This is a genomic window from Bacillus cereus group sp. BfR-BA-01330, from assembly GCF_022663885.1.
GTDB lineage: Bacteria > Bacillota > Bacilli > Bacillales > Bacillaceae_G > Bacillus_A > Bacillus_A cereus.
Genome location: NZ_JAKUGK010000015.1, coordinates 33,664 through 58,533 on the forward strand (window position 1 = coordinate 33,664; position 24,870 = coordinate 58,533).

A 24,870-nucleotide genomic window follows, 5' to 3' on the forward strand; every position below is an offset into this window, starting at 1 on the left:
CCTTTTAGTCTACAGGTTATCCCAATTATTCCTTAGTTGTCTCAACTTCGACATTCAATTTATCTGCTGATTGATGATCATCGTCATCTTCTGTATCACGCATTTCAATTTCTGTATCGTCGCTAGACATCATTTTAACGTCCATACCTAAACTTTGCAGCTCTTTAATCAATACTTTGAATGATTCAGGAACGCCTGGTTCTGGAACATTTTCGCCTTTAACAATTGCTTCATAAGTCTTAACACGTCCAACAACATCATCAGACTTCACTGTTAAGATTTCTTGAAGAGTATAAGCAGCACCGTAAGCTTCAAGTGCCCAAACCTCCATCTCACCGAAACGCTGTCCACCGAACTGAGCTTTACCTCCAAGAGGTTGCTGCGTTACAAGTGAGTATGGTCCAGTAGAACGAGCATGAAGTTTATCGTCAACCATGTGCGCAAGTTTGATCATATACATGACACCAACAGATACGCGGTTATCGAATGGTTCACCAGTACGTCCGTCATACAGGATTGTTTTCGCGTCATTTGCCATACCAGCTTCTTCAATTGTGCCCCAAACATCTTCCTCACGAGCACCATCGAATACTGGTGTTGCAATGTGAATGCCAAGGTATCTTGCTGCCATACCAAGATGAAGCTCTAATACCTGACCGATATTCATACGAGATGGTACCCCTAATGGGTTTAACATGATATCGATTGGCGTACCGTCTGGTAGGTAAGGCATATCTTCTTCTGGTAAAATACGAGAAATAACACCTTTGTTACCGTGACGTCCGGCCATCTTGTCACCTTCAGAAATTTTACGTTTTTGAACGATATATGCACGTACAAGTTGATTCACGCCCGGTGGCAATTCATCGCCATCTTCACGGTTGAATACTTTTACGTCTAAGATAATACCGCCACCACCGTGTGGTACACGTAGTGATGTATCACGTACTTCACGCGCTTTTTCTCCAAAGATAGCATGTAATAGACGTTCTTCAGCTGTTAATTCTGTTACACCTTTAGGTGTTACTTTACCAACAAGTAAATCTCCATCTTTTACTTCAGCACCAACGCGAATGATACCGCGCTCGTCAAGGTTACGTAATGCGTCTTCCCCAACGTTTGGAATGTCGCGTGTAATTTCTTCTGGTCCAAGCTTCGTATCACGAGCTTCTGATTCATATTCTTCAATATGAATAGAAGTGTACACATCATCTTTTACAAGGCGCTCACTCATGATGATCGCATCCTCGTAGTTATAACCGTCCCAAGTCATGAAGCCAACAAGCACGTTACGTCCAAGTGCTAGTTCACCTAATTCCATAGAAGGACCATCCGCAAGGATTTCACCTTTTACAACTTCATTTCCAACACTTACGATTGGACGTTGGTTGTAACAAGTTCCTTGGTTAGAACGAATGAATTTTTGCATTTTGTAGCGATCTAAGTCGCCTTTTACTGTTTGACCGTCAACTTCTACATAGCGACGTACCCAAACTTCACGTGCTTCTACGCGCTCAACAACCCCAGGATGTTTACAGATTACTGCAGCACCTGAGTCTTTTGCTGATACGTACTCCATACCTGTACCTACAATCGGAGATTCCGGATTCATTAACGGAACCGCCTGACGTTGCATGTTCGCTCCCATAAGTGCGCGGTTAGAGTCATCGTTTTCTAAGAACGGAATACAAGCTGTCGCTGCCGACACTACTTGTTTTGGAGATACATCCATGTAGTCGATGCGTTCTCTATTTGTGACAATGTTTTCACCACGGAAACGAGCTACGATATCTTCACTTAGGAATTCACCTTCGTCAGATAATTTCATATTCGCTTGGGCTACAACATAGTTATCTTCTTCATCTGCTGTTAAGTAATCAACATGCCCTGTTACAAGACCAGTTTCTGGGTCAACACGACGGTATGGTGTTTCAATGAAACCAAACTCATTTACTTTCGCGAACGAAGATAATGAGTTAATCAAACCGATGTTTGGTCCCTCTGGTGTTTCAATCGGACACATACGACCGTAGTGAGAGTAATGAACGTCACGCACTTCAAAGCCTGCGCGCTCACGCGTTAAACCACCAGGTCCTAATGCAGATAGTCTTCGTTTGTGAGTTAACTCTGCTAATGGGTTTGTTTGGTCCATAAACTGAGATAACTGAGAACTTCCGAAGAACTCTTTAATAGATGCAATAACAGGACGAATATTAATTAGTGCCTGTGGTGTAATTGCATTTGTATCTTGGATCGACATTCTCTCACGAACAACACGTTCCATACGAGAAAGACCGATACGGAATTGATTTTGTAACAGTTCTCCAACAGAACGCAGACGACGGTTTCCTAAATGGTCAATATCATCTGTATCCCCTACTTTGTATAGTAGGTTGAAGAAGTAACTGATAGAAGCAAGGATATCACCTGGTGTAATGTGTTTCACATCACGAGTAATGTTTGCATTACCAATTACATTAATTACGCGTTCGCCTTCCGACTCAGGAGCATAAATCTTAATAGATTGCAGCTCAACATCGCCTTCTACCACTCCACCCATTGGTTTCGCTGTTTTGAATCCAATGTTTTTCTCTAAGTAAGGTAAAATGCGATCAAGTGTACGACGATCTAAGATTGTTCCTTCTGCCGCTAAAATTTCACCAGTTTCTGGATCCACTAATGTTTCAGCTAAACGTTGATTAAACAATCTGTTTTTAATGTGTAACTTCTTGTTGATCTTATAGCGACCTACATTTGCTAAATCGTAGCGCTTTGGATCAAAGAAACGAGACACAAGTAAGCTCTTAGCATTTTCTACCGTTGGTGGTTCACCAGGACGTAGACGCTCATAAATTTCAAGCAATGCTTTTTCTGTGCTATCTGTGTTGTCTTTTTCTAATGTGTTGCTTAAGTATTCGTTATCACCTAAAAGCTCGGTGATTTCTTGATCAGAGCCAAACCCTAATGCGCGTAACAAAACAGTTACAGGAAGTTTACGCGTACGGTCAATACGCACATATACAACATCCTTAGCATCTGTCTCATACTCTAACCAAGCTCCGCGGTTTGGAATTACAGTAGCAGTAAAACCACGTTTTCCGTTTTTATCCACTTTGCCACTATAGTATACGCTTGGAGAGCGAACTAACTGGGAAACGATAACACGTTCTGCACCGTTAATTACGAATGTTCCAGTCTCTGTCATGAGTGGGAAATCTCCCATGAACACATCTTGTTCTTTTACTTCACCAGTTTCCTTGTTGATTAGACGCACTTTTACACGAAGTGGTGCTGCATACGTCACATCACGCTCTTTGCATTCGTCTACAGAGTATTTAGGTTCACCTAAGCTGTAGTCGATAAATTCAAGCGATAGATTTCCCGTAAAGTCTTCAATCGGAGAAATGTCTTGGAACATTTCTCGCAAACCCTCATCAAGAAACCACTGATAAGAAGAGGTTTGAATTTCGATAAGATTTGGTAACTCTAATACTTCACTAATACGGGCATAACTTCTTCGTTGGCGGTGGCGTCCGTATTGAACTAGTTGACCTGTCAACTGCTTCACCCCTCAAATCATGAGTATTATAAATGCACAAAAAAATTTGTGCAAAATCACAAATAAATACAACTACTGCTATTAGCGTAGTCTCTTTCTCTTAAAGATAAATACGTTGAGTCTTTCTACCTGCTCAAAAAAGAAAAATGGCTTCTATAAGAAAACCATCATTCTGTTTCATAATCTGCTGATTTTACTATCTTTTCCAAGAGAAACAAAAATATACATCTTTCTCAACGCAGAAAATCATATATTGGCATTGTATAATGTTAACATAGCCAAAAATAACCGTCAACGTTTTTTTGATTTTATGATATAATATCCTTTTTTCTTTTCTACAACCTCAACCTCAGAAAATACTTCTTCTAGTTTTTTTAGCGCAGACGGTGCACCTTGTTTCTTTTGAATAACAATCCAAAGTTCTCCACCTGGAACTAAATACTCCACAGCTTTTTCTAAAATCTCATGTACGATATCTTTACCCGCACGAATTGGAGGGTTAGATAGAATAGCAGCATACTTACCATCTACATTTTCATAGACGCTACTTTGAAAAATACGTATATTCTCGATTTTGTTATTAGCGGCGTTTTCTTTCGCAAGCCCAAGTGCCCTCTCATTCACATCCACCATGTGAACTTCACGACCTTGAAACTCTTTCGCTAACGACAAACCAATAGGACCGTATCCGCAACCTACGTCTAATATATTACCTTTAATATCTGGCATTTGAAACGCTTCAATTAAAAGACGGGAACCAAAGTCCACTTCGTTTTTCGAGAACACCCCATGGTCAGATAAGAAAGTAAATCGAGATCCACGAAGGTCAAACTCCCATCGCTTACGATCACTTTTACTAGAAGGGTCGTTAGAAAAATAATGGTCTGCCATATGGCCACCCCTTTTCTTTACAGTTAAAAAAAAAGCTCGCATGAGAGCGAGCTTTTTTTAAAGCATCAAAAGTTAATTACTTAACTTCTACAGCAGCGCCAACTTCTTCAAGTTTAGCTTTGATTTCTTCAGCTTCTTCTTTAGCAGCAGCTTCTTTGATTACTTTTGGAGTGTTGTCAACTAATTCTTTAGCTTCTTTTAAGCCAAGACCAGTGATTTCACGAACAACTTTGATAACTTTGATTTTTTGTGCACCAGCGCTAGTTAGTTCCACATCAAATTCAGTTTTCTCAGCAGCAGCTTCTCCAGCGCCACCAGCAACAGCTACAGGAGCAGCAGCAGTTACGCCGAATTCTTCCTCGATAGCTTTTACTAAGTCGTTAAGTTCTAATACAGTCATAGATTTAACTGCTTCAATGATTTGTTCTTTAGTCATTGTAAATATCCTCCCTTAAATAGGTTTGTATTGTTTTATCGATAATACGTAATTATCTTTTAAAAAATTAAGCGCCCTGCTCTTCCTTTTGGTCTGCAACTGCTTTAGTAGCAAGTGCAAGGTTACGGATTGGAGCTTGAAGAACGCTAAGAAGCATAGAAAGTAAGCCTTCACGTGATGGAAGAGTAGCGATTGCTTTAACCTCATCAAGTGTTACAAGTTTACCTTCGATTACGCCCGCTTTAATTTCTAAAGCTTCATGATCTTTAGCGAAGTCGTTTAATACTTTCGCAGGAGCAACTACATCCTCGTTACTGAACGCGATTGCGTTTGGTCCTGTTAAGAATTCATTTAACTCAGCCATTTCAGCAGATTCTGCAGCACGACGAGTTAGAGAGTTTTTGTAAACTTTGAACTCAACGCCAGCTTCACGTAATTGCTTACGTAATTCTGTTGCTTCAGAAACTGTTAAACCACGGTAGTCAACAACGATTGTAGATTTACTAGCGCGAAGTTTGTCCGCGATTTCAGTTACAACTTGTTGTTTAGTTTCGATTACTTTGCTCATGTTATTACACCTCCTGTAGATTATATAGAAGATGTACCGAAAGTGCACTAAAAACCTCCATGCCCAACTTGTAGACATGGAGGCATATAGTCACAGAAAAAAGATTCCGCTTCGTATATTAACACCTAGGTAGGAAATTAAGTCTATTGACACCTACTGTCTACGGTACACTAATTAAATTCACAACATAAATAATTATATTAAAACTTCTTTATGAAGTCAACTTCCAAAATTTACGCTAATGTAGAAACGTCTACACGTACGCCAGGTCCCATTGTAGAAGCAACTGTTACGTTCTTCATGTAAGTACCTTTTGCAGCAGCTGGCTTAACTTTTTGTAAAGTGTCAGCAATTGTTTTGAAGTTTTCTACTAATTTAGCATCTTCGAAAGATACTTTACCGATTGGAACGTGGATGTTACCAGCTTTATCAACGCGGTATTCAACTTTACCAGCTTTGATTTCGTTAACAGCTTTAGTTACATCGAAAGTAACTGTTCCAGTTTTAGGGTTTGGCATTAAACCTTTAGGTCCTAATACGCGACCAAGTTTACCAACTTCACCCATCATGTCAGGAGTTGCTACTACTACATCGAAATCGAACCAACCTTGTTGGATTTTACCGATGTAATCAGTATCGCCTACGAAGTCAGCTCCAGCAGCTTCAGCTTCTTTAGCTTTTTCACCTTTAGCAAATACTAATACACGTTGTACTTTACCAGTACCGTGCGGAAGAACAACTGCGCCACGGATTTGTTGGTCAGCTTTCTTAGGGTCAACACCTAAACGGAATGCAGCTTCTACAGTTGCATCAAATTTAGCTGTGTTTGTTTTCTTTACTAATTCTACTGCTTCTGTTGCAGAGTAAGCAGCTGCACGATCAACAAGCTTTGCAGCTTCTACGTACTTTTTACCTCTTTTAGCCATTTTTATTTCCTCCTCGAATGTGGTTTTAGCGGAATAACCTCCCACGTTTACGCCTGTTTTCAGGTATAACCTGAGGATGAGCGCCATCCATTTATTTAAAAACGATAATCATTTACGATAATAAAGGTTGCGAATTGGAATTCCAGACCCGCAACCTTTTTTAAAACAAATCGAATTAGTCTTCGATAACGATGCCCATACTGCGTGCAGTACCTTCAACCATACGCATTGCAGCTTCTACGCTAGCAGCGTTTAGGTCAGGCATTTTAGTTTCAGCGATTTCGCGTACTTTATCACGCTTAACAGTTGCCACTTTATTACGGTTTGGTTCACCAGAACCAGACTCAATACCAGCTACTTTCTTAAGAAGAACAGCAGCAGGAGGAGTTTTAGTAATGAAAGTGAATGAACGGTCCTCAAATACCGTAATTTCAACAGGGATGATAAGACCAGCTTGATCTGCTGTACGAGCGTTAAACTCTTTACAGAAGCCCATGATGTTAACACCTGCTTGTCCTAATGCTGGACCAACTGGTGGAGCTGGGTTAGCTTTACCTGCAGGAATTTGAAGCTTTACCATTTTAATTACCTTTTTAGCCACGAGACACACCTCCTTAAGTCCGTGATGTGGTCAATTGGACAGTGATTTGCCCTCCCACGTCATATTTTATCTGTAAGGATAAAATCTTTCAAAAAACGTCTCCGATAACGAAGACGTACTGACTTAAAAGATATTATCACTTTTTACAATTCATTTCAAGTTTCATTTTATAATTTTTCAATTTGATGGAAGTCAAGTTCAACTGGAGTCTCGCGACCAAACATGTCCACAAGCACGCTAACCTTTTTCTTCTCCACATCAATTTCTTCAATAGCACCTGTATAATCTGCGAATGGCCCCTCATTTACACGTACTGTCTCATGAAGTTCAAAGTCGAAATCAACCACTTCGTTGTCCATTCCCATATGTTTCATAATGGTAACAACTTCCTCTTCTAATAGAGGTGATGGTTTAGATCCAGAACCAGAAGAACCAACGAACCCAGTTACACCCGGCGTGTTACGTACAACATACCAAGAGTCATCAGTCATGATTAATTCTACTAATACATAACCTGGGAACACTTTTCTTTTCATTAATTTTTCTTTTCCGTTTTTCATTTCTACTTCTACTTCTTCCGGGACAACAACACGGAAAATTTTATCTTGCATACCCATTGATTCTACACGTTTCTCTAGGTTTGCTTTTACTTTATTTTCATATCCAGAATAAGTATGGACAACATACCAACTTTTTTCCATTCATTTAGGACGAGCGTCCTTCCCTCCCTGACGTACATTTTTTTGCGCAAATGAAAAAACCCGTTCACCGGGCTTTTACACAGTTCTTATAAATAACATTATATCATGGATAAGTGCTTCTTATTCAAGAATTAACCAAGAATTAACCGAATTAAAGAAGAAATGCCCATATCAACTACTGCGAAGAAAATCGCAAAGAACACAACTGTAGCAACAACAGTCGCTGTTGAGCGGAGTAATTCATCTTTTTTAGGCCAACTTACTTTTTTCATTTCGCGACCTACATCGCCGAAAAAGTTCGTTAAACGCATCTGCGGGACCTCCAGTGTATTATTTCAATTATTTATTTTGTTTCCTTGTGAACTGTATGCTGATTGCATGTTTTACAAAACTTTTTTATTTCAAGTCGCTCTATTGAGCTCGTATCTTTCATAGTAGAGTAGTTTCGATTTTTACACTCTTCACATGAGAGTACAACTTTTTTCCTCATTAGTTACACCAACCTTGTAACATTATGTCCCTAAAAATGTATCATACAATAAAAGACAATGTCAATGACATGCATTTTGTACTCTCTACAAAAGAAAACAGGTGATTTATTTTACACCTGTAGCACTTGTTACTTCTTATGAATTTAAAGTTGTACTTTCTCTCATTTCCATATATCGTTCCAATTTTCTCTTTACTCTTTGTAAAGCGTTATCAATAGATTTCACATGCCTGTTTAACTGTTCTGAAATCTCTTGATAAGAACGACCATCTAAATATAAAGAAAGCACTTTCCTTTCTAAATCGCTTAATAATTCAGATATTTTTGATTCTATGTCTGTATATTCTTCCTGGCTAATGATCATCTCTTCAGGATCAGTCACCTTCGCTTCAGAAATAACATCCAATAACGTTCGATCAGATTCCTCATCGTAAATCGGCTTATCTAAAGACACATACGAATTTAAAGGAATATGTTTTTGTCTTGTTGCCGTTTTAATAGCGGTAATAATTTGTCGAGTGATACATAGTTCAGCAAATGCTTTGAATGAAGACAGCTTGTCCTCTTTATAATCACGAATTGCTTTAAACAACCCTATCATACCTTCTTGAACAATGTCTTCTCGATCGGCACCCACTAAAAAGTAAGATCTTGATTTCGCACGAACAAAGTTCTTATACTTGTGAATTAAATATTCTAGAGCGTCAGTATTACCTTTTCGAACTAACTCAACGATTGCCTCATCCTCTAAATCACGAAATGTAACGTCGCCTATACTTACGAAGCCTGCTTCCACCTTGATCCCTCCGACCGCTATTTATTTAGCAATATTATACAGTAAAAAGATAAAGAGCGTCAATGCTTCAACGCTCTCCTCTTCTTAATTTTTCTAATTTTTCTGTAATATCTTTACTAAATATCTTTCGCATGGCGGGCTGCTGTTCTTTCGTATCTTTTGTGCGCCTTCTTACTTGTTGTTCCATCGCTTGTACTTCCAACTCTAATTCACGCGCAGATTTTCGAAGGGCACCTTGCCCAAATATAACCCATTGTTCTGTATAATCAGAAGTCGCAACATATATTTGTGTATTTATATTTCTAAGCTCTATCGCAAGTTGCTCTATCTTTTCGTCTGCAGTTTGATTCTTTCGTGTGAATATTACTTCTACACGAGATTGTTTCATCTTTTTTTCAATACCATGGACTGTATAGGCATCAAAGACTATCATCACTTTTATACCTGTATAACCTTGATAATCCGCCATCTTATCAATAAGCGCATCTCTTGATGATTGTAAATCTACATCCCGCAGTTTCTTCAAATCTCCCCAAGCTCCGATAATGTTGTAACCGTCAACGATTAAAATATCGTTCATTTTTTATTTACCAATTTCGTGACGTTTACGATATACCTCATACATTAACAAACTTGCGGCTACTGAAGCATTTAAGGATGTAACTTTACCAACCATCGGTAAAGTGATTAAGAAATCACACTTTTCACCAATAATACGACTCATACCTTTTCCTTCACTACCAATTACTAACCCAATCGGCATTGTACCATCTAAATTACGGTAATCCGTTTTCCCTTTGGCATCTGTACCAGCAATCCAAAGTCCACGCTCTTTTAATTCATCAATTGTACGAGATAAGTTTGTTACGCGCGCAACAGGAATGTATTCAATCGCTCCTGTTGATGCTTTCGCAACTGATGCTGTAAGTCCCACAGCTCTTCTCTTCGGAATAATAATTCCATGAGCTCCTGTTGCATCAGCAGTACGCATAATAGAACCTAGGTTATGCGGATCTTCAATCTCATCTAAAATCAAGAAGAATGGATCTTCATTACGTTTTTCTGCCACTTTGAATAAATCTTCTAACTCTGCATACTGATATGCAGCTACTTGAGCAATTACACCTTGATGATTACCCTCAACTAATTGATCTAACTTTTTCTTTGGTGCATGTTGTAAAATAATCTTATTTTCTTTCGCTAACGCTAGTACAATTTGTACTTGTCCTTTGGCAGCACCTTCTGCGATCCAAATTTTATTAATATCTCTCCCTGATCTTAACGCTTCAATTACAGGGTTACGTCCGATAATATATTCACTAGTCATGATGATGTGCCCCCTTCCTTTTCTTCTAAAACTGCAATTGCCTTATATACAATTTCGTCTAATCTTTCACGATTATTTAATAAATGATGATAACCAATTAGCGCTTCAAAGGCTGTACTATGTCGATATGTTTGTACATCCGTATTTTTCGGAACTGTACCTGAATTTGCATTACGCCCTCTTCTTAATACCGCCTCTTCTTCCTCTGTCAAAAATGCCGTCTCTAATAAATGATAAACAACTTTCGCCTGTGCTTTTGCTGAAACAAAGCTCGTCCCTAAGCGGTGTAATTGATTAGGGCGAACTTTTCCTTTTTGAAGGAGGTGATAGCGGATATATTGTTCATATACCGCATCACCCATATACGCTAACGCCAAGCTGTTTAATTGCTTTGCATCGATCATCCTTATCCTCTTTTCCATCTTGTACCTTGAGCAGTATCTTCTAAAATAATATTACGTTCTTTTAAATCGTCACGAATTTGATCAGACAATGCAAAATCACGATTTTTACGAGCTTCAATGCGCTTTTGGATAAGCTCTTCAATTTCTTCATCCAGTAATTCTTCTTTTGATAATTCTAATCCCAAAATATCAAATAACGTTTCCAGTTGTTTTACGTATGCTTCAATCACAACTTTAGATGTATGCTCTTCAAGTAAATATTGATTTGCATGATTTGCTACGTTGTATAATTCGGTAATTGCATTTGCAGTGTTAAAGTCATCATTCATTGCCTCTTCAAATGCAGTCTGGAATTTCTCTATTTCAGCTAACCATTTCTCATTATGGTCCGTTAAATCCGTACTACTCTCCATACGATGCTTTAAGTTTCCATAAGCTGTTTTAATTCTTTCCAGTCCATTATTCGTACTTTGTAATAACTCTTCACTAAAGTTAATCGGGTGACGATAGTGTACTGATAACATAAAGAATCTAATTAACTGCGGGTCGTATTGCTTAATAATATCGTGAACTAAAATAAAGTTACCAAGCGATTTAGACATCTTCTCATTGTTAATATTAATATATCCATTATGCATCCAGTAACGTGCAAACGTTTTTCCAGTCAATGCCTCTGACTGCGCAATTTCATTTTCATGATGTGGGAAAGCCAAGTCTTGACCACCAGCATGAATGTCAATTGTATCCCCTAAGTACTTACGCGCCATTGCTGAGCATTCAATATGCCATCCTGGACGTCCTTGCCCCCAAGGGCTTTCCCAGAAGATTTCTCCTTCTTTCGCAGCTTTCCATAAAGCAAAATCAAGAGGGTCTTGTTTCTTTTCCCCTACCTCAATACGAGCACCGTGACGTAAATCTGCGATTGGTTGATGTGATAATTTACCGTAACCTTCGAATTCCTTCGTCTTAAAGTACACATCACCCTCTGATTCATATGCATACCCTTTATTCACAAGTTCTTGAATAAATTCAATAATGATATCCATATTTTCTGTTACACGAGGATGAACTGTTGCGTGTTTGCAACCTAGTGCTGTTACATCTTCAAAGTACGCTTCAACAAAACGATCAGCAATTGTCGGTACATCTTCACCTAATTCATTTGCCGCTTTAATTAATTTATCATCTACATCCGTAAAGTTAGATACATATTGCACATCGTATCCTTTGTATTCTAAATAACGACGCACTGTATCGAATACCATAGGAGGCCTTGCATTCCCAATATGAATGTAGTTATAAACTGTAGGTCCGCATACATACATCTTTACCTTATTTTCTTCTAATGGAACAAACTCTTCTTTTTGACGTGTTAACGTATTATAAATGTGAATAGTCATTTTTATCCTTCCTTTCTACCTTTAATTCCAATTGTTTCTTCAATTTATCAAGTTCTACTTCCATAGCCTTTAATTTATCAAAAATCGGATCCGGAAGGTCAGAGTGATTTAATTCTTGACCAATCTTTACTCCATTTTGAATAACGACACGGCCAGGTATACCTACAACTGTAGAATGTGCAGGAACTTCTTTTAATACGACAGACCCTGCTCCGATTTTAGAATTCTCTCCCACAGTAATAGAACCAAGAACTTTAGCACCCGTCGCAATTAATACATTATCCTGAATTGTTGGATGCCTCTTTCCTTTTTCTTTTCCTGTACCACCTAATGTAACCCCTTGATAAATCGTTACATTATCACCAATTTCACAAGTTTCTCCGATTACAACTCCCATTCCATGATCTATGAAAAAACGTCGACCAATTGTTGCTCCTGGATGGATCTCAATGCCAGTAAAAAAGCGGCTCACTTGTGAAACAAAACGTGCAAGAAAGAAAAAATTTCTTTTATAAAAAGCATGTGCAATTCGATGGGCCCAAACTGCATGTAATCCAGAGTAAGTTAAAATGACTTCGAAATAACCTCTTGCCGCTGGATCCTGTTCAAAAACGACTTCAATATCTTCCCGAAGCCTCTTAAACATCGGTGTTCCCTCCCCTTTATGGGCTGCTTTTTTGTCGAGCGAACTAACTCCCCTAACTCATCACTTCTCCCCTAATTCTTTATATAAGGAGATAAATTCTATATTCATATCTATTTACACGGTATAAAAAAAAGGCGTCTCTGTCATATTGACAGAGACGCCTTTTAAGCGCGGTTCCACTCTGTTTAGGCTTAAAAAAGCCTCAAACTCATCCATGATAACGGTGTAAACCGCTTCTGCTTACTTTGCGGCCTAAGACATCCCACGAAGCAATTCGCTGTTCAGCAGAAGACTCGAAGGGGCATTTCAAAAATCCGCTTATAAACCACTCCCAGCCTAAAGGTGGTTCTCTCTGTAAAAAGCCTGATTTTCTACTTCTCCTTCTCGTCGCTTTTCCTTATTAGGTTTTAGGTATACTTATTATATTTCTAAACCTAGAAAATGTTAACCAATTACTTTTTGAAGACGATTTAAAACTTTTTCTTTTCCAAGAAGTGCAATAGCATTCGGAAGCTCTGGACCATGCGTTTGTCCTGTAGTTGCAACACGGATTGGCATAAATAAATTTTTACCTTTATGTCCTGTTTCCTTTTGAACTGCTTTAATCGCTGCCTTAATTGCTGCTGGCTCCATTGCTTCTAGAGCTTCTATTTGACCAGCAAATGCACGAAGTACTTCAGGTACTTGTTCACCATTTAATACTTCTTGTCCTTCTTCTTCATAATCAACATGATCTTTAAAGAACATTTCAGAAAGCTCTACAATTTCAGCTCCAAAACTCATTTGTTCATGGTATAAAGCAATTACATCACGAATCCAAGCTTGGTCTTGTTCGCTTAAAGTTTCTCCCACACGTCCAGCTTTCACTAAATGCGGTAAGCTTAACTCTACAACCGTATCTAAATCTTGCTTTTTCATATACTGGTTGTTCATCCATTTTAGTTTTTGAGAATCAAATAATGCAGGTGATTTTGATAAACGAGCTGCATCGAACATTTTGATAAACTCATCTTTAGAGAAGATTTCTTCTTCTCCTACCGGAGACCAACCTAGTAGTGCAATAAAGTTAAAGATTGCTTCTGGAAGATACCCAAGCTCTTTATATTGCTCAATAAATTGAATAATAGATTCATCACGCTTACTTAACTTTTTACGACTTTCATTAACAATTAGAGTCATATGACCGAATTGTGGAATATCCCAGCCGAAAGCTTCATAAATCATCATTTGTTTCGGTGTATTTGAAATATGATCATCACCACGAAGTACATGTGTAATTTCCATTAGATGATCATCTACTGCTACTGCAAAGTTATAAGTTGGAATTCCATCCTTTTTCACAATAACAAAATCACCGAAATCATTTGAATGGAACGCAACTTCATCTTTTACAATATCTTTGAATGTGTAGTCACGATCAGCTGGTACACGGAAACGAATACTTGGAATACGTCCCTCAGCTTCAAATTCTTTCACTTGTTCTTCAGTTAATTCACGGTGGTTACCTGCGTAACGAGGTGTTTCACCGCGAGCGATTTGTCCTTCACGCTCTGCTTCTAGCTCTTCTTCTGTCATATAACATTTATAAGCTAGACCACGCTCTAATAAATCTTCATATAATTTTTTATAAATATCTAAACGCTCTGTTTGGCGATATGGTCCAAATTCACCACCAACATCAACACCTTCATCCCAGTCCATACCGAGCCATTTCAAGTATTTTAATTGGCTTTCTTCTCCACCAGCCACGTTACGTTTTACATCAGTATCTTCAATACGAATAATAAATTTGCCATCTAAATGACGAGCAAATAAATAATTAAATAATGCCGTACGCGCATTTCCGATATGTAAGTGTCCTGTTGGACTTGGCGCGTAGCGCACTCTCACTTGCTTTTCCATAATTGGTACACCTTCCATTCTTAATGTCAACACATTCTATAATTGTACACCAAAAAAATGTGATTATCCATCTTACGAATTAAAAACCATTATTTTTTCTGTAATAAAACAACCGCTTGAGAAGCAATCCCTTCTTCTCTACCTGTAAATCCTAATTTTTCTGTTGTTGTTGCCTTTACATTAATGTTATCGATAGACGTTTCTAACAGTTCACTAATGCGCTTACGCATACTCTCAATATGTGGTGCCATTTTTGGTTTTTGAGCAATAATTGTACAATCTAAATTTCCTAACTCGTAACCTTGTTCACGCACAAATTCCCAAACTTTTTGTAACAATACAGCTGAATCTGCATCTTTAAAAGCTGGGTCTGTATCAGGAAAATGCTTTCCGATATCTCCTGCTGCAATCGCACCTAAACATGCATCAGCAATCGTATGTAACAATACATCTGCATCTGAATGGCCGATTAATCCTTTCTCGTGTGGAATTGTAATTCCACCGATAATCAACGGGCGCCCTTCCGCAAATTCATGTACATCAAAACCTTGTCCAATTCGAAACATCCTTACTTCCTCCTTAAGCTAAACTACTGAGCTTTATGACTCTATATTATATCGCTATCCTTATAAAGAAAAGCCCGGCTGTTGCCGAGCTTTTCTTTATTAACACGTCATCAATGTTATTTCTTTTGAACACGTAGGAAACTTTCAGCAATTAATAGATCTTCCGGAGTCGTCACTTTAATATTATAGTAACTCCCCTCTACTACACCTACTTGCTTCCCAACACGTTCTACGAGACTTGCATCATCTGTGCCAAGAAAACAACTTTGCTTTGCGCTTCTATGAGCTTCTAGCAAAAGAGAAACAGAGAATCCTTGTGGTGTTTGTACAGCGTTAAGTTGAGATCGCTCTACCGTTTCTACAACAACACCCTGCTCTACTTTCTTAACAGTATCTTTTACTGGCACTGCACAAATGGAAGCTCCATATTTTTCTGCTGCAGTTAATACATCGCGAATCACTTTATTCGTTACGAACGGGCGCGCCCCGTCATGCACAAGAACATATTCGACACCACTCGCATACTGAAGTGCGTTATAGACGCTATCTTGTCTTTCGGCTCCACCCTGAATGAATTGTACGTGCTTTTCAATCTGGTACTTCTGCAATAACTCTTCAAAATACGGGCGTTCTTCTTCGTTAATTGCCATAATAATACTTTTGCACGCTTTATCTTTTTCAAAAGCACGCAATGTGTGCACAATAATTGGTACTTCATCTATAAGTAAAAATAACTTATTTTTACCAGCACCCATTCGTTTTCCTTGGCCTGCTGCCGGAATAATTAATGTATACATATTAATAATCCTCTACTTATAATGCTTTTTCTAGCAATTTACGTTTTGCGAAAATCATACGACCAGCCGATGTTTGTAATACGCTAGTAACAAGTACGTCAAGTTGTGAACCCACATACTCTCTACCATCTTCTACTACAATCATCGTACCATCATCTAAGTATGCAACACCTTGATTTTGTTCTTTACCATCTTTCACAACATAAACACTTAATTCTTCACCAGGGAGTACGACTGGTTTAATCGCATTAGCTAAATCATTAATGTTTAACACCGTAACCCCTTGTAATTCAGAAACTTTGTTTAAATTGAAATCGTTTGTTACTACAGTTCCACCAGTGATTTTTGCCAACTTTACAAGCTTGCTATCTACTTCTTGGATATCATCGAAATCGCCTTCATAAATTTCTACCGGAATTGGCATCTCCTTTTGAATACGATTTAAAATGTCTAGCCCTCTGCGGCCACGATTACGCTTTAAAGCATCTGAAGAATCGGCAATATGCTGAAGCTCTTCTAATACGAATTGCGGAATGACAATTGTTCCTTCTAAAAACTTTGTTTGGCAAATATCTGCAATACGTCCGTCAATAATTACACTCGTATCGAGAATTTTCCAATGAGTCGTAGATTTTTCTGCTTCGACCTCTACCTCTTCATTCTCACTATTGTTTTTCTTCTTACCTCCGCGTTGGGGTAATGTAAATAATCCTAGCAATTCATTCCTTTTTTTAAATCCTACTTGGAATCCTAAATATCCAAGTAAAAGGGTGAAGAACACTTGCAACACCGTACTAATAACTGGAATTGTAAATTCACGAATTGGTATCAAAATTAAATATGCAACAATAAGACCAGAGATTAATCCTAATGTACCAAATAAAACATCTGCTACAGGCGCCTTTACAAGAGCCTCTTCAATATGCTTAATAAGTTGAACAATATAATCTACAAGCCAAAATGTTGTTAAAAATAAAATAATTGCACCAATAATTGCACGAACATACGATCCTTCCAACAAAGGAACCGCACCGATATCTAATACATTAATAATTTTGGGGATTAAGTAAATCCCTAACGCTCCCCCGATCACTAAAAAGAAGAGCTGTACAATCCGTTTTAACATCCAACCACCTCCTACTCATTATTAACCATTGTTTCGCTAATCAAAACGCCGAATGCAAAAGCGGACGTGTTTTTTTGTAAATAGTTTTATTTACCAATATATCATATCATATACCAAAAATGTTCTAGTGTCGTTATATTATAGAATCAATGTAATATTCTTAATTGTGTCTACTCATATAGAGATGCTCTTGAATTCTTTTTAGACCTTCTCGTATTTTCTTCGCTCTCACTTCTCCAATTCCTTCCACATCATCCAATTCATTAATAGTTGCTCGGCAAACACCTTGCAATGTTTTAAATCGATTAATTAAATTCTCGATAATAAGTGGCGGAACACGAGAAATCTTGCTTGTGATTCGGTACCCTCTAGGTGTCACACTTTCTTCTAAACTTGTTTGTCCTGGATAGCCAAGCAATTTAACTAAATCACTATCCTCTAAAAGTTGTGTATTTGCAAGATCTTGTAACTTTTTCAAGATTTGATGATGGTCTTGTGTTTTCTCCTGGTGATAATCTTTAATTAACAATGCTGCCTCTGCCTCTAAATCAGCTAGTAATTCTGTAAGCTGTAAACGAATTAACCTACCTTCTGTTCCTAACTCATGAATATAGCTCAATATTTCATTTTTAATACGCAGCACCATTTCAACACTATGTAAAACGTGAACCACCTCGGACATTGTAACGACCTCTTCAAATTCTAGAATACCCAAATTCGTAATGCCGTCATTCCATACAGCCTTATATTTTTCTAGCGTTTGAATTGCTTGATTTGCCTTCGTTAAAATGACACCTATATCTTTTAATGTATAACGTAAGTTCCCTTGATATAGCGTAATTACATTACGTCTTTGTGAAATGGCCACAACCAGGCTGCCCGTCTGCTTTGCTACACGCTCTGCTGTTCGGTGACGCATACCTGTTTCAATAGAATCAATAGATGAATCTGGAACTAACTGTGCGTTTGCAATTAAAATTTTACTTCCAGTTTCATTTAAAATAAGTGCTCCATCCATTTTTGCTAATTCATATAAACTAGCAGGAGAGAATGCGCAATTAATATGAAAACCACCATCAACAATGCTTTTAATCTGCTCATTATACCCAAGAACAATTAGTCCCCCCGTTTGTGCGCGAAGTACATTATCTATCCCTTCGCGCAGTGGTGTTCCTGGGGCCACGAGCTGTAAAATGTTAATCATACTTTTGACACGTTGCTTATTTTCTTCCATAGCCTAGCCTCCTAATGTCAAACGAAGCGCTTCTCCCAAATTAGAAACACCTACAACCTCAATCCCCTCTGGAATTGTCCATCCCCCTAAATTTTTTCTAGGAATGATAGCACGTTGAAATCCTAATTTAGCTGCTTCTTGTACACGTTGTTCAATTCTTGATACTCTTCTTATTTCTCCAGTTAATCCAACTTCTCCTATTACCGCATCAGTTGGTGCCGTAGATTTATCTCTAAAACTTGAAGCTATACTTAAGGCGACAGCTAAATCAATTGCCGGTTCGTCTAATTTCAAACCACCAGCTACTTTTAAATACGCATCTTGATTTTGTAATAGTAAACCTGTTCTTTTCTCTAGTACCGCCATAATAAGCGAGACACGATTATGATCAATTCCTGTCGCCATTCTTCGAGGATTTCCAAAACTAGTAGGGGAAATTAATGCCTGTATTTCTACTAAAACTGGTCTTGTTCCTTCCATTGAGGCAACTACTGTTGAACCTGCAACTCCAACTGGTCTTTCCTCAAGGAAAATTTCAGAAGGATTTAAGACTTCTGCAAGGCCAAGTTCTTTCATTTCAAAGATACCCATTTCATTCGTAGAACCAAAACGATTCTTTACAGCTCGTAAAATACGATATGTATGGTGTCGATCTCCTTCAAAGTAAAGAACTGCATCAACCATATGTTCTAGCATACGCGGTCCCGCAATTGCACCTTCTTTTGTCACATGTCCTACGATGAAAATTGGGATTCCCTTTGTTTTTGCAAGTTTCATTAATTCTGCTGTACATTCACGTACTTGCGCCACACTACCAGGAGCTGATGTTACCTCAGGTAAATGTATCGTTTGAATAGAATCAATAACAACAAAAGCAGGATTCATCTCTTCAATATGTGCTGCAATACGCTGTAAATCTGTCTCTGATACAACAAATAGATTACTACCATTTACATGTAAACGATCTGCACGAAGTTTAATCTGCTTTGCTGACTCCTCACCTGATATATACAATACATCATATGAAGCATCTGCTAATTGCGAGGAAATCTGTAATAATAACGTTGATTTTCCAATCCCAGGGTCCCCACCAATAAGTACTAAAGATCCATCTACAATTCCGCCACCTAGTACACGGTTAAACTCTTGAAATTTTGTTTCAATACGTGCCTCAGACTTTGTTTCTACTTCTGTAAGACGTCTTGGTTTTGTTACTTCTGTTTGAATTGCATTTGCATAATTTAGGCGTCTGGATGATACAACGGGTTCCATCTCTTCAACAAGCGAATTCCATTGACCACACCCTGGACATTTACCCATATATTTTGGTGATTGATAACCACACTCTTGACATGTGAATTTTGTTTTCTTTTTAGCCATATCTTTTTATATTTCACTTCGCTTTCATCTATAAACATTTGACCTTCTCGTACAAGAAAGAGGGCTATCTCGTAGCCCTCTTAGTTTGTCTATACTTATTTTACCTTTTCAGCACTATGAATGACAAATGTTTCCCCTTCTACATCAAAGATAACTTTTTGACCTTTCTCAATAGCACCTTTTAAAAGTTCTTCCGATAGTCTATCTTCTACATGCTTCTGAATTGCTCTACGTAGTGGACGAGCACCATATTCACGATCAAACCCTTTATCAGCAATAGCTGCAATCGCTCCTTCTGTTAAGTGCAATTCAATTTCTTGTTCTTTTAAGCGATTCACTAACTGATTTACCATAAGAGTCACAATTTCTTGAATATGTTTTTTCTCAAGCATATGGAATACGATAATTTCATCAATACGGTTTAAGAATTCTGGACGAAATGCCTTTTTCAGCTCATCCATTACTTTACCTTTCATATCCGAATAATCACGGCTTTCATCTTGTACGTTAAATCCAAGATGTTTGTTACGTTTTAACGCCTCAGCACCAACGTTAGACGTCATAATAACAATCGTATTACGGAAATCAACTGTACGTCCTTTAGAATCAGTTAAACGACCATCTTCCAATACCTGTAGTAGAATATTAAATACATCAGGATGTGCCTTCTCTACTTCATCTAATAGGACAACTGAATAAGGCTTACGACGAACCTTCTCTGTTAATTGTCCGCCTTCTTCATACCCAACATATCCTGGAGGAGAACCAACTAAGCGAGAAGTTGAATGTTTCTCCATATACTCAGACATATCAATGCGAATCATTGCATCCTCATCACCGAACATAGATTCTGCCAATGCTCTTGCTAATTCTGTTTTACCTACACCTGTTGGCCCTAAGAAAATAAATGAACCAATTGGACGTTTCGGATCTTTCAATCCTGCTCTTGCACGACGAACAGCTTTCGCTACAGCCACTACAGCTTCATCCTGACCGATGACACGATCATGAAGAATGGATTCTAAGTTTAATAATTTATCAGTCTCTGTTTGTGCAAGTTTAGAAACAGGGATACGTGTCCATGTAGAAACGACATTTGCAATATCTTCTACCGTAACCTCTGAATTTTCTTTTCCTTGTTGTTCTTTCCACTGACGTTTTGTATCTTCCAATTTCTCACGTAAGCGTTGTTCCATATCACGTAAGGAAGCAGCCTTTTCAAACTCTTGACTTTGTACAGCCGCATCTTTTTCTTTTCGAATTTCCTCAAGCTTCACTTCAAGCTCTTTTAAGTTTGGTGGTGTTGTATAAGAACGCAAGCGAACTTTTGAAGCAGCTTCATCAATTAAATCAATTGCTTTATCTGGTAAGAAACGATCCGTAATATAACGATCTGAAAGTTTTACAGCTGCATCAATTGCATCATCTGTAATAGACACACGGTGATGCGCCTCATAACGATCGCGTAATCCTTTCAAGATTTGAGTTGATTCTTCTAGACTCGGCTCATCAACATGAATTGGCTGGAAACGTCTCTCTAAAGCTGCATCCTTTTCAATATATTTACGATACTCATCTAAAGTTGTCGCACCAATACATTGTAATTCTCCGCGTGCTAAAGATGGTTTTAAAATATTCGATGCATCGATTGCACCTTCTGCTCCACCTGCACCGATTAATGTATGAAGTTCATCAATAAATAGAATAATATTCCCTGCTTGACGTATTTCATCCATTACTTTCTTTAAACGATCTTCAAACTCACCACGATATTTCGTCCCAGCTACCACTGTTCCCATATCTAGTGTCATAACACGCTTATCTCTTAACGTTTCAGGAACTTCATTATTTACGATTTGCTGTGCTAACCCTTCAGCAATTGCTGTTTTACCTACACCAGGCTCTCCAATTAACACTGGATTGTTTTTTGTTCTACGGCTTAACACTTCAATTACACGTTGAATTTCTTTACTACGTCCAATAACAGGATCCAAACGATTCTCACGTGCAACAACTGTTAAGTCGCGCGCTAAACTGTCTAGTGTCGGTGTATTTGCATTTGTCGATGAACCACCTTGGTGACCTGAACTTGCTTCGTTACTTCCAAGAAGTTGTAACACTTGTTGTCTTGCTTTGTTGAGGCTTACACCTAAATTATTTAATACACGTGCCGCTACACCTTCACCTTCACGGATTAAGCCAAGTAAAATATGTTCTGTTCCAACGTAAGAATGTCCTAGCTTACGCGCTTCATCCATAGACAATTCAATAACTTTTTTAGCACGAGGTGTATAATGTACAGTTTGAGAAGCTTCTGTTCCACGTCCAATTAACGCTTCTACCTCTTTTTGCACTTTCTCCGGGCTCAATCCAAGAGCAATTAACGCTTTTGCTGCAATTCCTTCACCTTCGCGTACAAGCCCAAGTAAAATATGTTCTGTTCCAATGTTATTATGCCCAATGCGAATTGCTTCCTCTTGAGATAAAGCTAATACTTTCTGTGCTCTTTCTGTAAATCTTCCAAACATCATAGAAATCGCCTCCTACTTGCGCTTAGTTTTTTTCAATACGTAATCGCTCACGGATTAAGGTTGCTCTTCGATAATCTCTTTCTTCTGGTCCTAAAGGTCCTCCTGCATATTGTTGTAAAATACCAGGTTGCGTAAGAACCATTAGCTCAGTCAAAATATTTCTCGATATACCTTTTATATATCCTAGATCAATACCGAGTCGTACATCCGATAAGCAAGTTGCCGCTTCTGCAGATTGAATTAAACGACTGTTTGCTAGTATACCGTAAGAACGATAAACCTTATCTTCAAGCTCAATGCTCGAATTTTGTACAATTAATTCTCTGGCCAATTTTTCTTGTTGTATAATTTGCTGCATGACACTCTTTAAATCTGCAATAATATCTTCTTCGGATTTCCCTAACGTCATTTGATTTGATACTTGAAATATATTACCTAACGCTTCGCTACCTTCACCGTATATTCCTCTTACTACTAAACCTAATTTTTGAATTACTTGTATAATACGGCTAATTCTTTTTGTTAAAACCAGCCCTGGTAAATGAATCATTACAGAAGCTCTTAATCCTGTACCAACGTTAGTAGGACAACTCGTAATATATCCAAGTGATTCATCAAAAGCATATTCAACCTCTTTCTCAATCCAATTATCTATTTGATTGGCGCTTTGAAGCGCCTTTGATAACTGTAGTCCTGGAAATAGGCACTGAATCCTAATGTGGTCTTCCTCATTAAGCATCACACTAATGTGTTCGCTTTCTGATAACAGACATGCTCCATATTCGGTCCCTGCTAGATTTGGACTAATTAAATGCTTTTCGACTAAAACTCTCCTTTGAAGAGGAGTTAGTTCATTCATTTTTAATAGTCCAAACTTCCCAAAGGGCTCTACCGCTTTATTTATAAATTTCTTTTTAAATAATTCTTGAACCTTTTGAGCTTCCTCTTCGTTTTGCATAGTAGAAAATTGATATTGCTTAAAATTACGAGCCAAACGAATTCGACTACTTAAAACAATATCAGAATCAGGGCCATCCCCCTTCATCCATGGACTAATCGCTTCATTCATAATTTTGTCCAGTGACATAGAACTACTCCCCCTCTCTATGCTCACTAAGCTGAGTTTCAAGCCCTCGAATTTCATCTCTTACCTCAGCAGCTTTCTCAAACTCCTCATTCTGTACATATTGTTTCAGAATAAGTTTTAGTTCATCTAATTCTTTCTTTAAGTGGATATTTCCTTCCATTCGTTCCGGAATTTTTCCACAATGTTCTGTATGTCCACCATGAAGTCGCTTTAACAATGGGTTTAAGTGTCCTTTAAATGTATCGTAACAAGAAGCACAACCAAAGCGTCCCACTTTTGTAAAATGTTCATATGTCATCTTACAATCTGGACATCTTACTGTATTTGTATTTGAAAACCCGTTTTTTCCTTCTCCAAACATTGTTGATTCACCGTGTAATAAACCAGCAAATACATCATGAAATGAAAAGTTAGACTGTGATGATTGAAAGAAAGACGTATAGCCACTTTGCTCCGCACATTGCTCACAAAGATGAACTTCCGCCTTCTTCTCGTTGATTACTTTTGTATAATGTAAAGTTGCTGGTCTTATATTACAGTTTTGACAAGTCATCAATATCCCCACCTTTACAACAGGAACGATCTACCTCATGATACTTTTCATACATTACTAGATTGTCCTCTTTCCTTAATCCACTCAGATAAAAGTACATGCTCTTTTTCAAAACTTCTACAATATTTAACTGCCCTATCTTAATTATCATTCTTTTACAAAAGCTGTATTTATTTATATTTCAGTGTTCTTAACATTGCGCATAATATTCGAGCCCTAAGTTCATCTCGAGAAGGAATATCCATTGATAATACAGAACGATCTAGTACACTTAACATTAATTTTGCTTCACGGCCTGTTATGATTCCCTCTTCTAATAAACGTATAATCATACTCTCTGCATTCCCTTGTGCAACGCTATGATCAATCATATGAAGCATTTGATCAATAATGTCTATATCATCATGCAGTTTGACTTTTATAATGCGAATGTAACCTCCTCCACCACGTTTACTTTCTACTACAAATCCTCTTTCTAATGTAAAACGGGTATTGATTACATAATTGATTTGAGATGGTACGCACTCGAATCGATCCGCAATCTCATTTCTTTTGATTTCAATCACATTATTATTACTTAAGTCAATAACTTGCTTTAGATATTGCTCAATGATATCAGATATATTTCTCATTTATCCGCCACCTTTATTGACTTTGACTATCTTTGACTTTAATTATATACGTATTAATAAAATTTGCAACTCTTTTGCTTATTCACTATCCTAGCCACATTCCCCTGCATTTAATCAAAATAGTAATTATTTAAGCATATTTTTTTAATTACTATGGATTATAAAAGAAAACACGAAAAAACACGAGTCATTTGACTCGTGTTTAGTTGCTTGGCGACGTCCTACTCTCACAGGGACAAGGTCCCAACTACCATCGGCGCTAGAGAGCTTAACTTCCGTGTTCGGTATGGGAACGGGTGTGACCTCTCTGCCATCAT

At 37.9% G+C, this 24,870-nt stretch carries 25 protein-coding genes, 1 rRNA gene and 2 other annotated features; all 26 genes read right to left on the reverse strand.

Annotated features, from left to right (window positions below):
• Positions 1 to 25 precede the first annotated feature (25 nt).
• A complete protein-coding gene (rpoB, locus tag MR112_RS27710; protein WP_000147553.1) occupies positions 26 to 3,559 on the reverse strand; it encodes a DNA-directed RNA polymerase subunit beta in 3,534 nt (1,177 codons plus the stop codon).
• A 291-nt stretch (positions 3,560 to 3,850) separates the two neighbouring features.
• The gene (locus MR112_RS27715; protein WP_000763268.1) at positions 3,851 to 4,450 is read right to left on the reverse strand and encodes a class I SAM-dependent methyltransferase; all 600 of its coding nucleotides are present in this window, start codon (positions 4,448 to 4,450) and stop codon (positions 3,851 to 3,853) included.
• A gap of 76 nt (positions 4,451 to 4,526) precedes the next feature.
• Complete coding sequence (gene rplL, locus MR112_RS27720; protein WP_000159736.1) at positions 4,527 to 4,886, reverse strand: 50S ribosomal protein L7/L12; 360 nt, start codon at positions 4,884 to 4,886, stop codon at positions 4,527 to 4,529.
• Positions 4,887 to 4,953: 67 nt separating this feature from the next.
• Complete coding sequence (rplJ, locus tag MR112_RS27725) at positions 4,954 to 5,454, reverse strand: 50S ribosomal protein L10 (RefSeq protein WP_000048716.1); 501 nt, start codon at positions 5,452 to 5,454, stop codon at positions 4,954 to 4,956.
• 39 nt (positions 5,455 to 5,493) lie between these two features.
• Positions 5,494 to 5,638 (reverse strand) — a sequence feature (ribosomal protein L10 leader region).
• Positions 5,639 to 5,687: 49 nt separating this feature from the next.
• Positions 5,688 to 6,380, reverse strand: coding sequence for a 50S ribosomal protein L1 (gene rplA, locus MR112_RS27730; RefSeq protein ID WP_001987630.1), 693 nt, complete (start codon positions 6,378 to 6,380; stop codon positions 5,688 to 5,690).
• Between the two features lie 175 nt (positions 6,381 to 6,555).
• Complete coding sequence (gene rplK / locus MR112_RS27735; RefSeq protein ID WP_001085872.1) at positions 6,556 to 6,981, reverse strand: 50S ribosomal protein L11; 426 nt, start codon at positions 6,979 to 6,981, stop codon at positions 6,556 to 6,558.
• Between the two features lie 167 nt (positions 6,982 to 7,148).
• The gene (gene nusG, locus MR112_RS27740) at positions 7,149 to 7,682 is read right to left on the reverse strand and encodes a transcription termination/antitermination protein NusG (protein ID WP_000415794.1); all 534 of its coding nucleotides are present in this window, start codon (positions 7,680 to 7,682) and stop codon (positions 7,149 to 7,151) included.
• Between the two features lie 131 nt (positions 7,683 to 7,813).
• Positions 7,814 to 7,993 (reverse strand): preprotein translocase subunit SecE, encoded by a 180-nt coding sequence (secE, locus tag MR112_RS27745; RefSeq protein WP_001241323.1) that lies wholly within the window; start codon positions 7,991 to 7,993, stop codon positions 7,814 to 7,816.
• Between the two features lie 32 nt (positions 7,994 to 8,025).
• Positions 8,026 to 8,172 (reverse strand): 50S ribosomal protein L33, encoded by a 147-nt coding sequence (rpmG, locus tag MR112_RS27750; protein ID WP_014481927.1) that lies wholly within the window; start codon positions 8,170 to 8,172, stop codon positions 8,026 to 8,028.
• A gap of 136 nt (positions 8,173 to 8,308) precedes the next feature.
• On the reverse strand, positions 8,309 to 8,968 hold the full coding sequence (locus MR112_RS27755) for an RNA polymerase factor sigma-70 (RefSeq protein WP_000387193.1): 660 nt from the start codon (positions 8,966 to 8,968) through the stop codon (positions 8,309 to 8,311).
• A gap of 67 nt (positions 8,969 to 9,035) precedes the next feature.
• Positions 9,036 to 9,548, reverse strand: a complete 513-nt coding sequence (locus MR112_RS27760) for an NYN domain-containing protein (protein WP_000997876.1) — start codon at positions 9,546 to 9,548, stop codon at positions 9,036 to 9,038.
• 3 nt (positions 9,549 to 9,551) lie between these two features.
• Positions 9,552 to 10,295, reverse strand: a complete 744-nt coding sequence (rlmB, locus tag MR112_RS27765; RefSeq protein ID WP_000200237.1) for a 23S rRNA (guanosine(2251)-2'-O)-methyltransferase RlmB — start codon at positions 10,293 to 10,295, stop codon at positions 9,552 to 9,554.
• Positions 10,292 to 10,699 carry a Mini-ribonuclease 3 gene (locus MR112_RS27770; RefSeq protein ID WP_000564261.1) on the reverse strand — a complete coding sequence of 136 codons (408 nt, stop codon included), beginning with the start codon at positions 10,697 to 10,699 and terminating at the stop codon, positions 10,292 to 10,294. The genes rlmB and MR112_RS27770 overlap by 4 nt, the downstream gene beginning before the upstream one ends.
• Before the next feature lie 2 nt (positions 10,700 to 10,701).
• Entirely contained in the window at positions 10,702 to 12,099 is a 1,398-nt protein-coding gene (gene cysS, locus MR112_RS27775) for a cysteine--tRNA ligase (protein ID WP_000152276.1), read from the reverse strand.
• Entirely contained in the window at positions 12,080 to 12,745 is a 666-nt protein-coding gene (gene cysE, locus MR112_RS27780; protein WP_000476497.1) for a serine O-acetyltransferase, read from the reverse strand. The genes cysS and cysE overlap by 20 nt, the downstream gene beginning before the upstream one ends.
• Before the next feature lie 150 nt (positions 12,746 to 12,895).
• Positions 12,896 to 13,142, reverse strand: a binding site (T-box leader).
• Positions 13,143 to 13,189: 47 nt separating this feature from the next.
• Complete coding sequence (gene gltX / locus MR112_RS27785; RefSeq protein ID WP_000415143.1) at positions 13,190 to 14,647, reverse strand: glutamate--tRNA ligase; 1,458 nt, start codon at positions 14,645 to 14,647, stop codon at positions 13,190 to 13,192.
• An 89-nt stretch (positions 14,648 to 14,736) separates the two neighbouring features.
• Complete coding sequence (gene ispF / locus MR112_RS27790; RefSeq protein ID WP_000488386.1) at positions 14,737 to 15,213, reverse strand: 2-C-methyl-D-erythritol 2,4-cyclodiphosphate synthase; 477 nt, start codon at positions 15,211 to 15,213, stop codon at positions 14,737 to 14,739.
• Positions 15,214 to 15,329: 116 nt separating this feature from the next.
• Positions 15,330 to 16,010 carry a 2-C-methyl-D-erythritol 4-phosphate cytidylyltransferase gene (gene ispD / locus MR112_RS27795; RefSeq protein ID WP_226368333.1) on the reverse strand — a complete coding sequence of 227 codons (681 nt, stop codon included), beginning with the start codon at positions 16,008 to 16,010 and terminating at the stop codon, positions 15,330 to 15,332.
• Positions 16,011 to 16,026: 16 nt separating this feature from the next.
• Positions 16,027 to 17,136, reverse strand: coding sequence for a PIN/TRAM domain-containing protein (locus MR112_RS27800; RefSeq protein WP_000919677.1), 1,110 nt, complete (start codon positions 17,134 to 17,136; stop codon positions 16,027 to 16,029).
• A gap of 160 nt (positions 17,137 to 17,296) precedes the next feature.
• Entirely contained in the window at positions 17,297 to 18,370 is a 1,074-nt protein-coding gene (gene disA / locus MR112_RS27805; protein WP_000392163.1) for a DNA integrity scanning diadenylate cyclase DisA, read from the reverse strand.
• Between the two features lie 3 nt (positions 18,371 to 18,373).
• Positions 18,374 to 19,750, reverse strand: a complete 1,377-nt coding sequence (gene radA / locus MR112_RS27810) for a DNA repair protein RadA (protein ID WP_001085202.1) — start codon at positions 19,748 to 19,750, stop codon at positions 18,374 to 18,376.
• 95 nt (positions 19,751 to 19,845) lie between these two features.
• A complete protein-coding gene (gene clpC / locus MR112_RS27815) occupies positions 19,846 to 22,281 on the reverse strand; it encodes an ATP-dependent protease ATP-binding subunit ClpC (protein WP_000971183.1) in 2,436 nt (811 codons plus the stop codon).
• Positions 22,282 to 22,303: 22 nt separating this feature from the next.
• Positions 22,304 to 23,368 (reverse strand): protein-arginine kinase McsB, encoded by a 1,065-nt coding sequence (locus MR112_RS27820; RefSeq protein WP_000050842.1) that lies wholly within the window; start codon positions 23,366 to 23,368, stop codon positions 22,304 to 22,306.
• A gap of 4 nt (positions 23,369 to 23,372) precedes the next feature.
• Positions 23,373 to 23,921, reverse strand: a complete 549-nt coding sequence (locus tag MR112_RS27825) for a protein-arginine kinase activator protein McsA (RefSeq protein WP_000128399.1) — start codon at positions 23,919 to 23,921, stop codon at positions 23,373 to 23,375.
• Positions 23,922 to 24,091: 170 nt separating this feature from the next.
• A complete protein-coding gene (gene ctsR, locus MR112_RS27830; protein ID WP_001244565.1) occupies positions 24,092 to 24,553 on the reverse strand; it encodes a transcriptional regulator CtsR in 462 nt (153 codons plus the stop codon).
• Positions 24,554 to 24,761: 208 nt separating this feature from the next.
• Positions 24,762 to 24,870: ribosomal RNA gene (gene rrf, locus MR112_RS27835) — 5S ribosomal RNA — on the reverse strand; the annotation flags it as partial.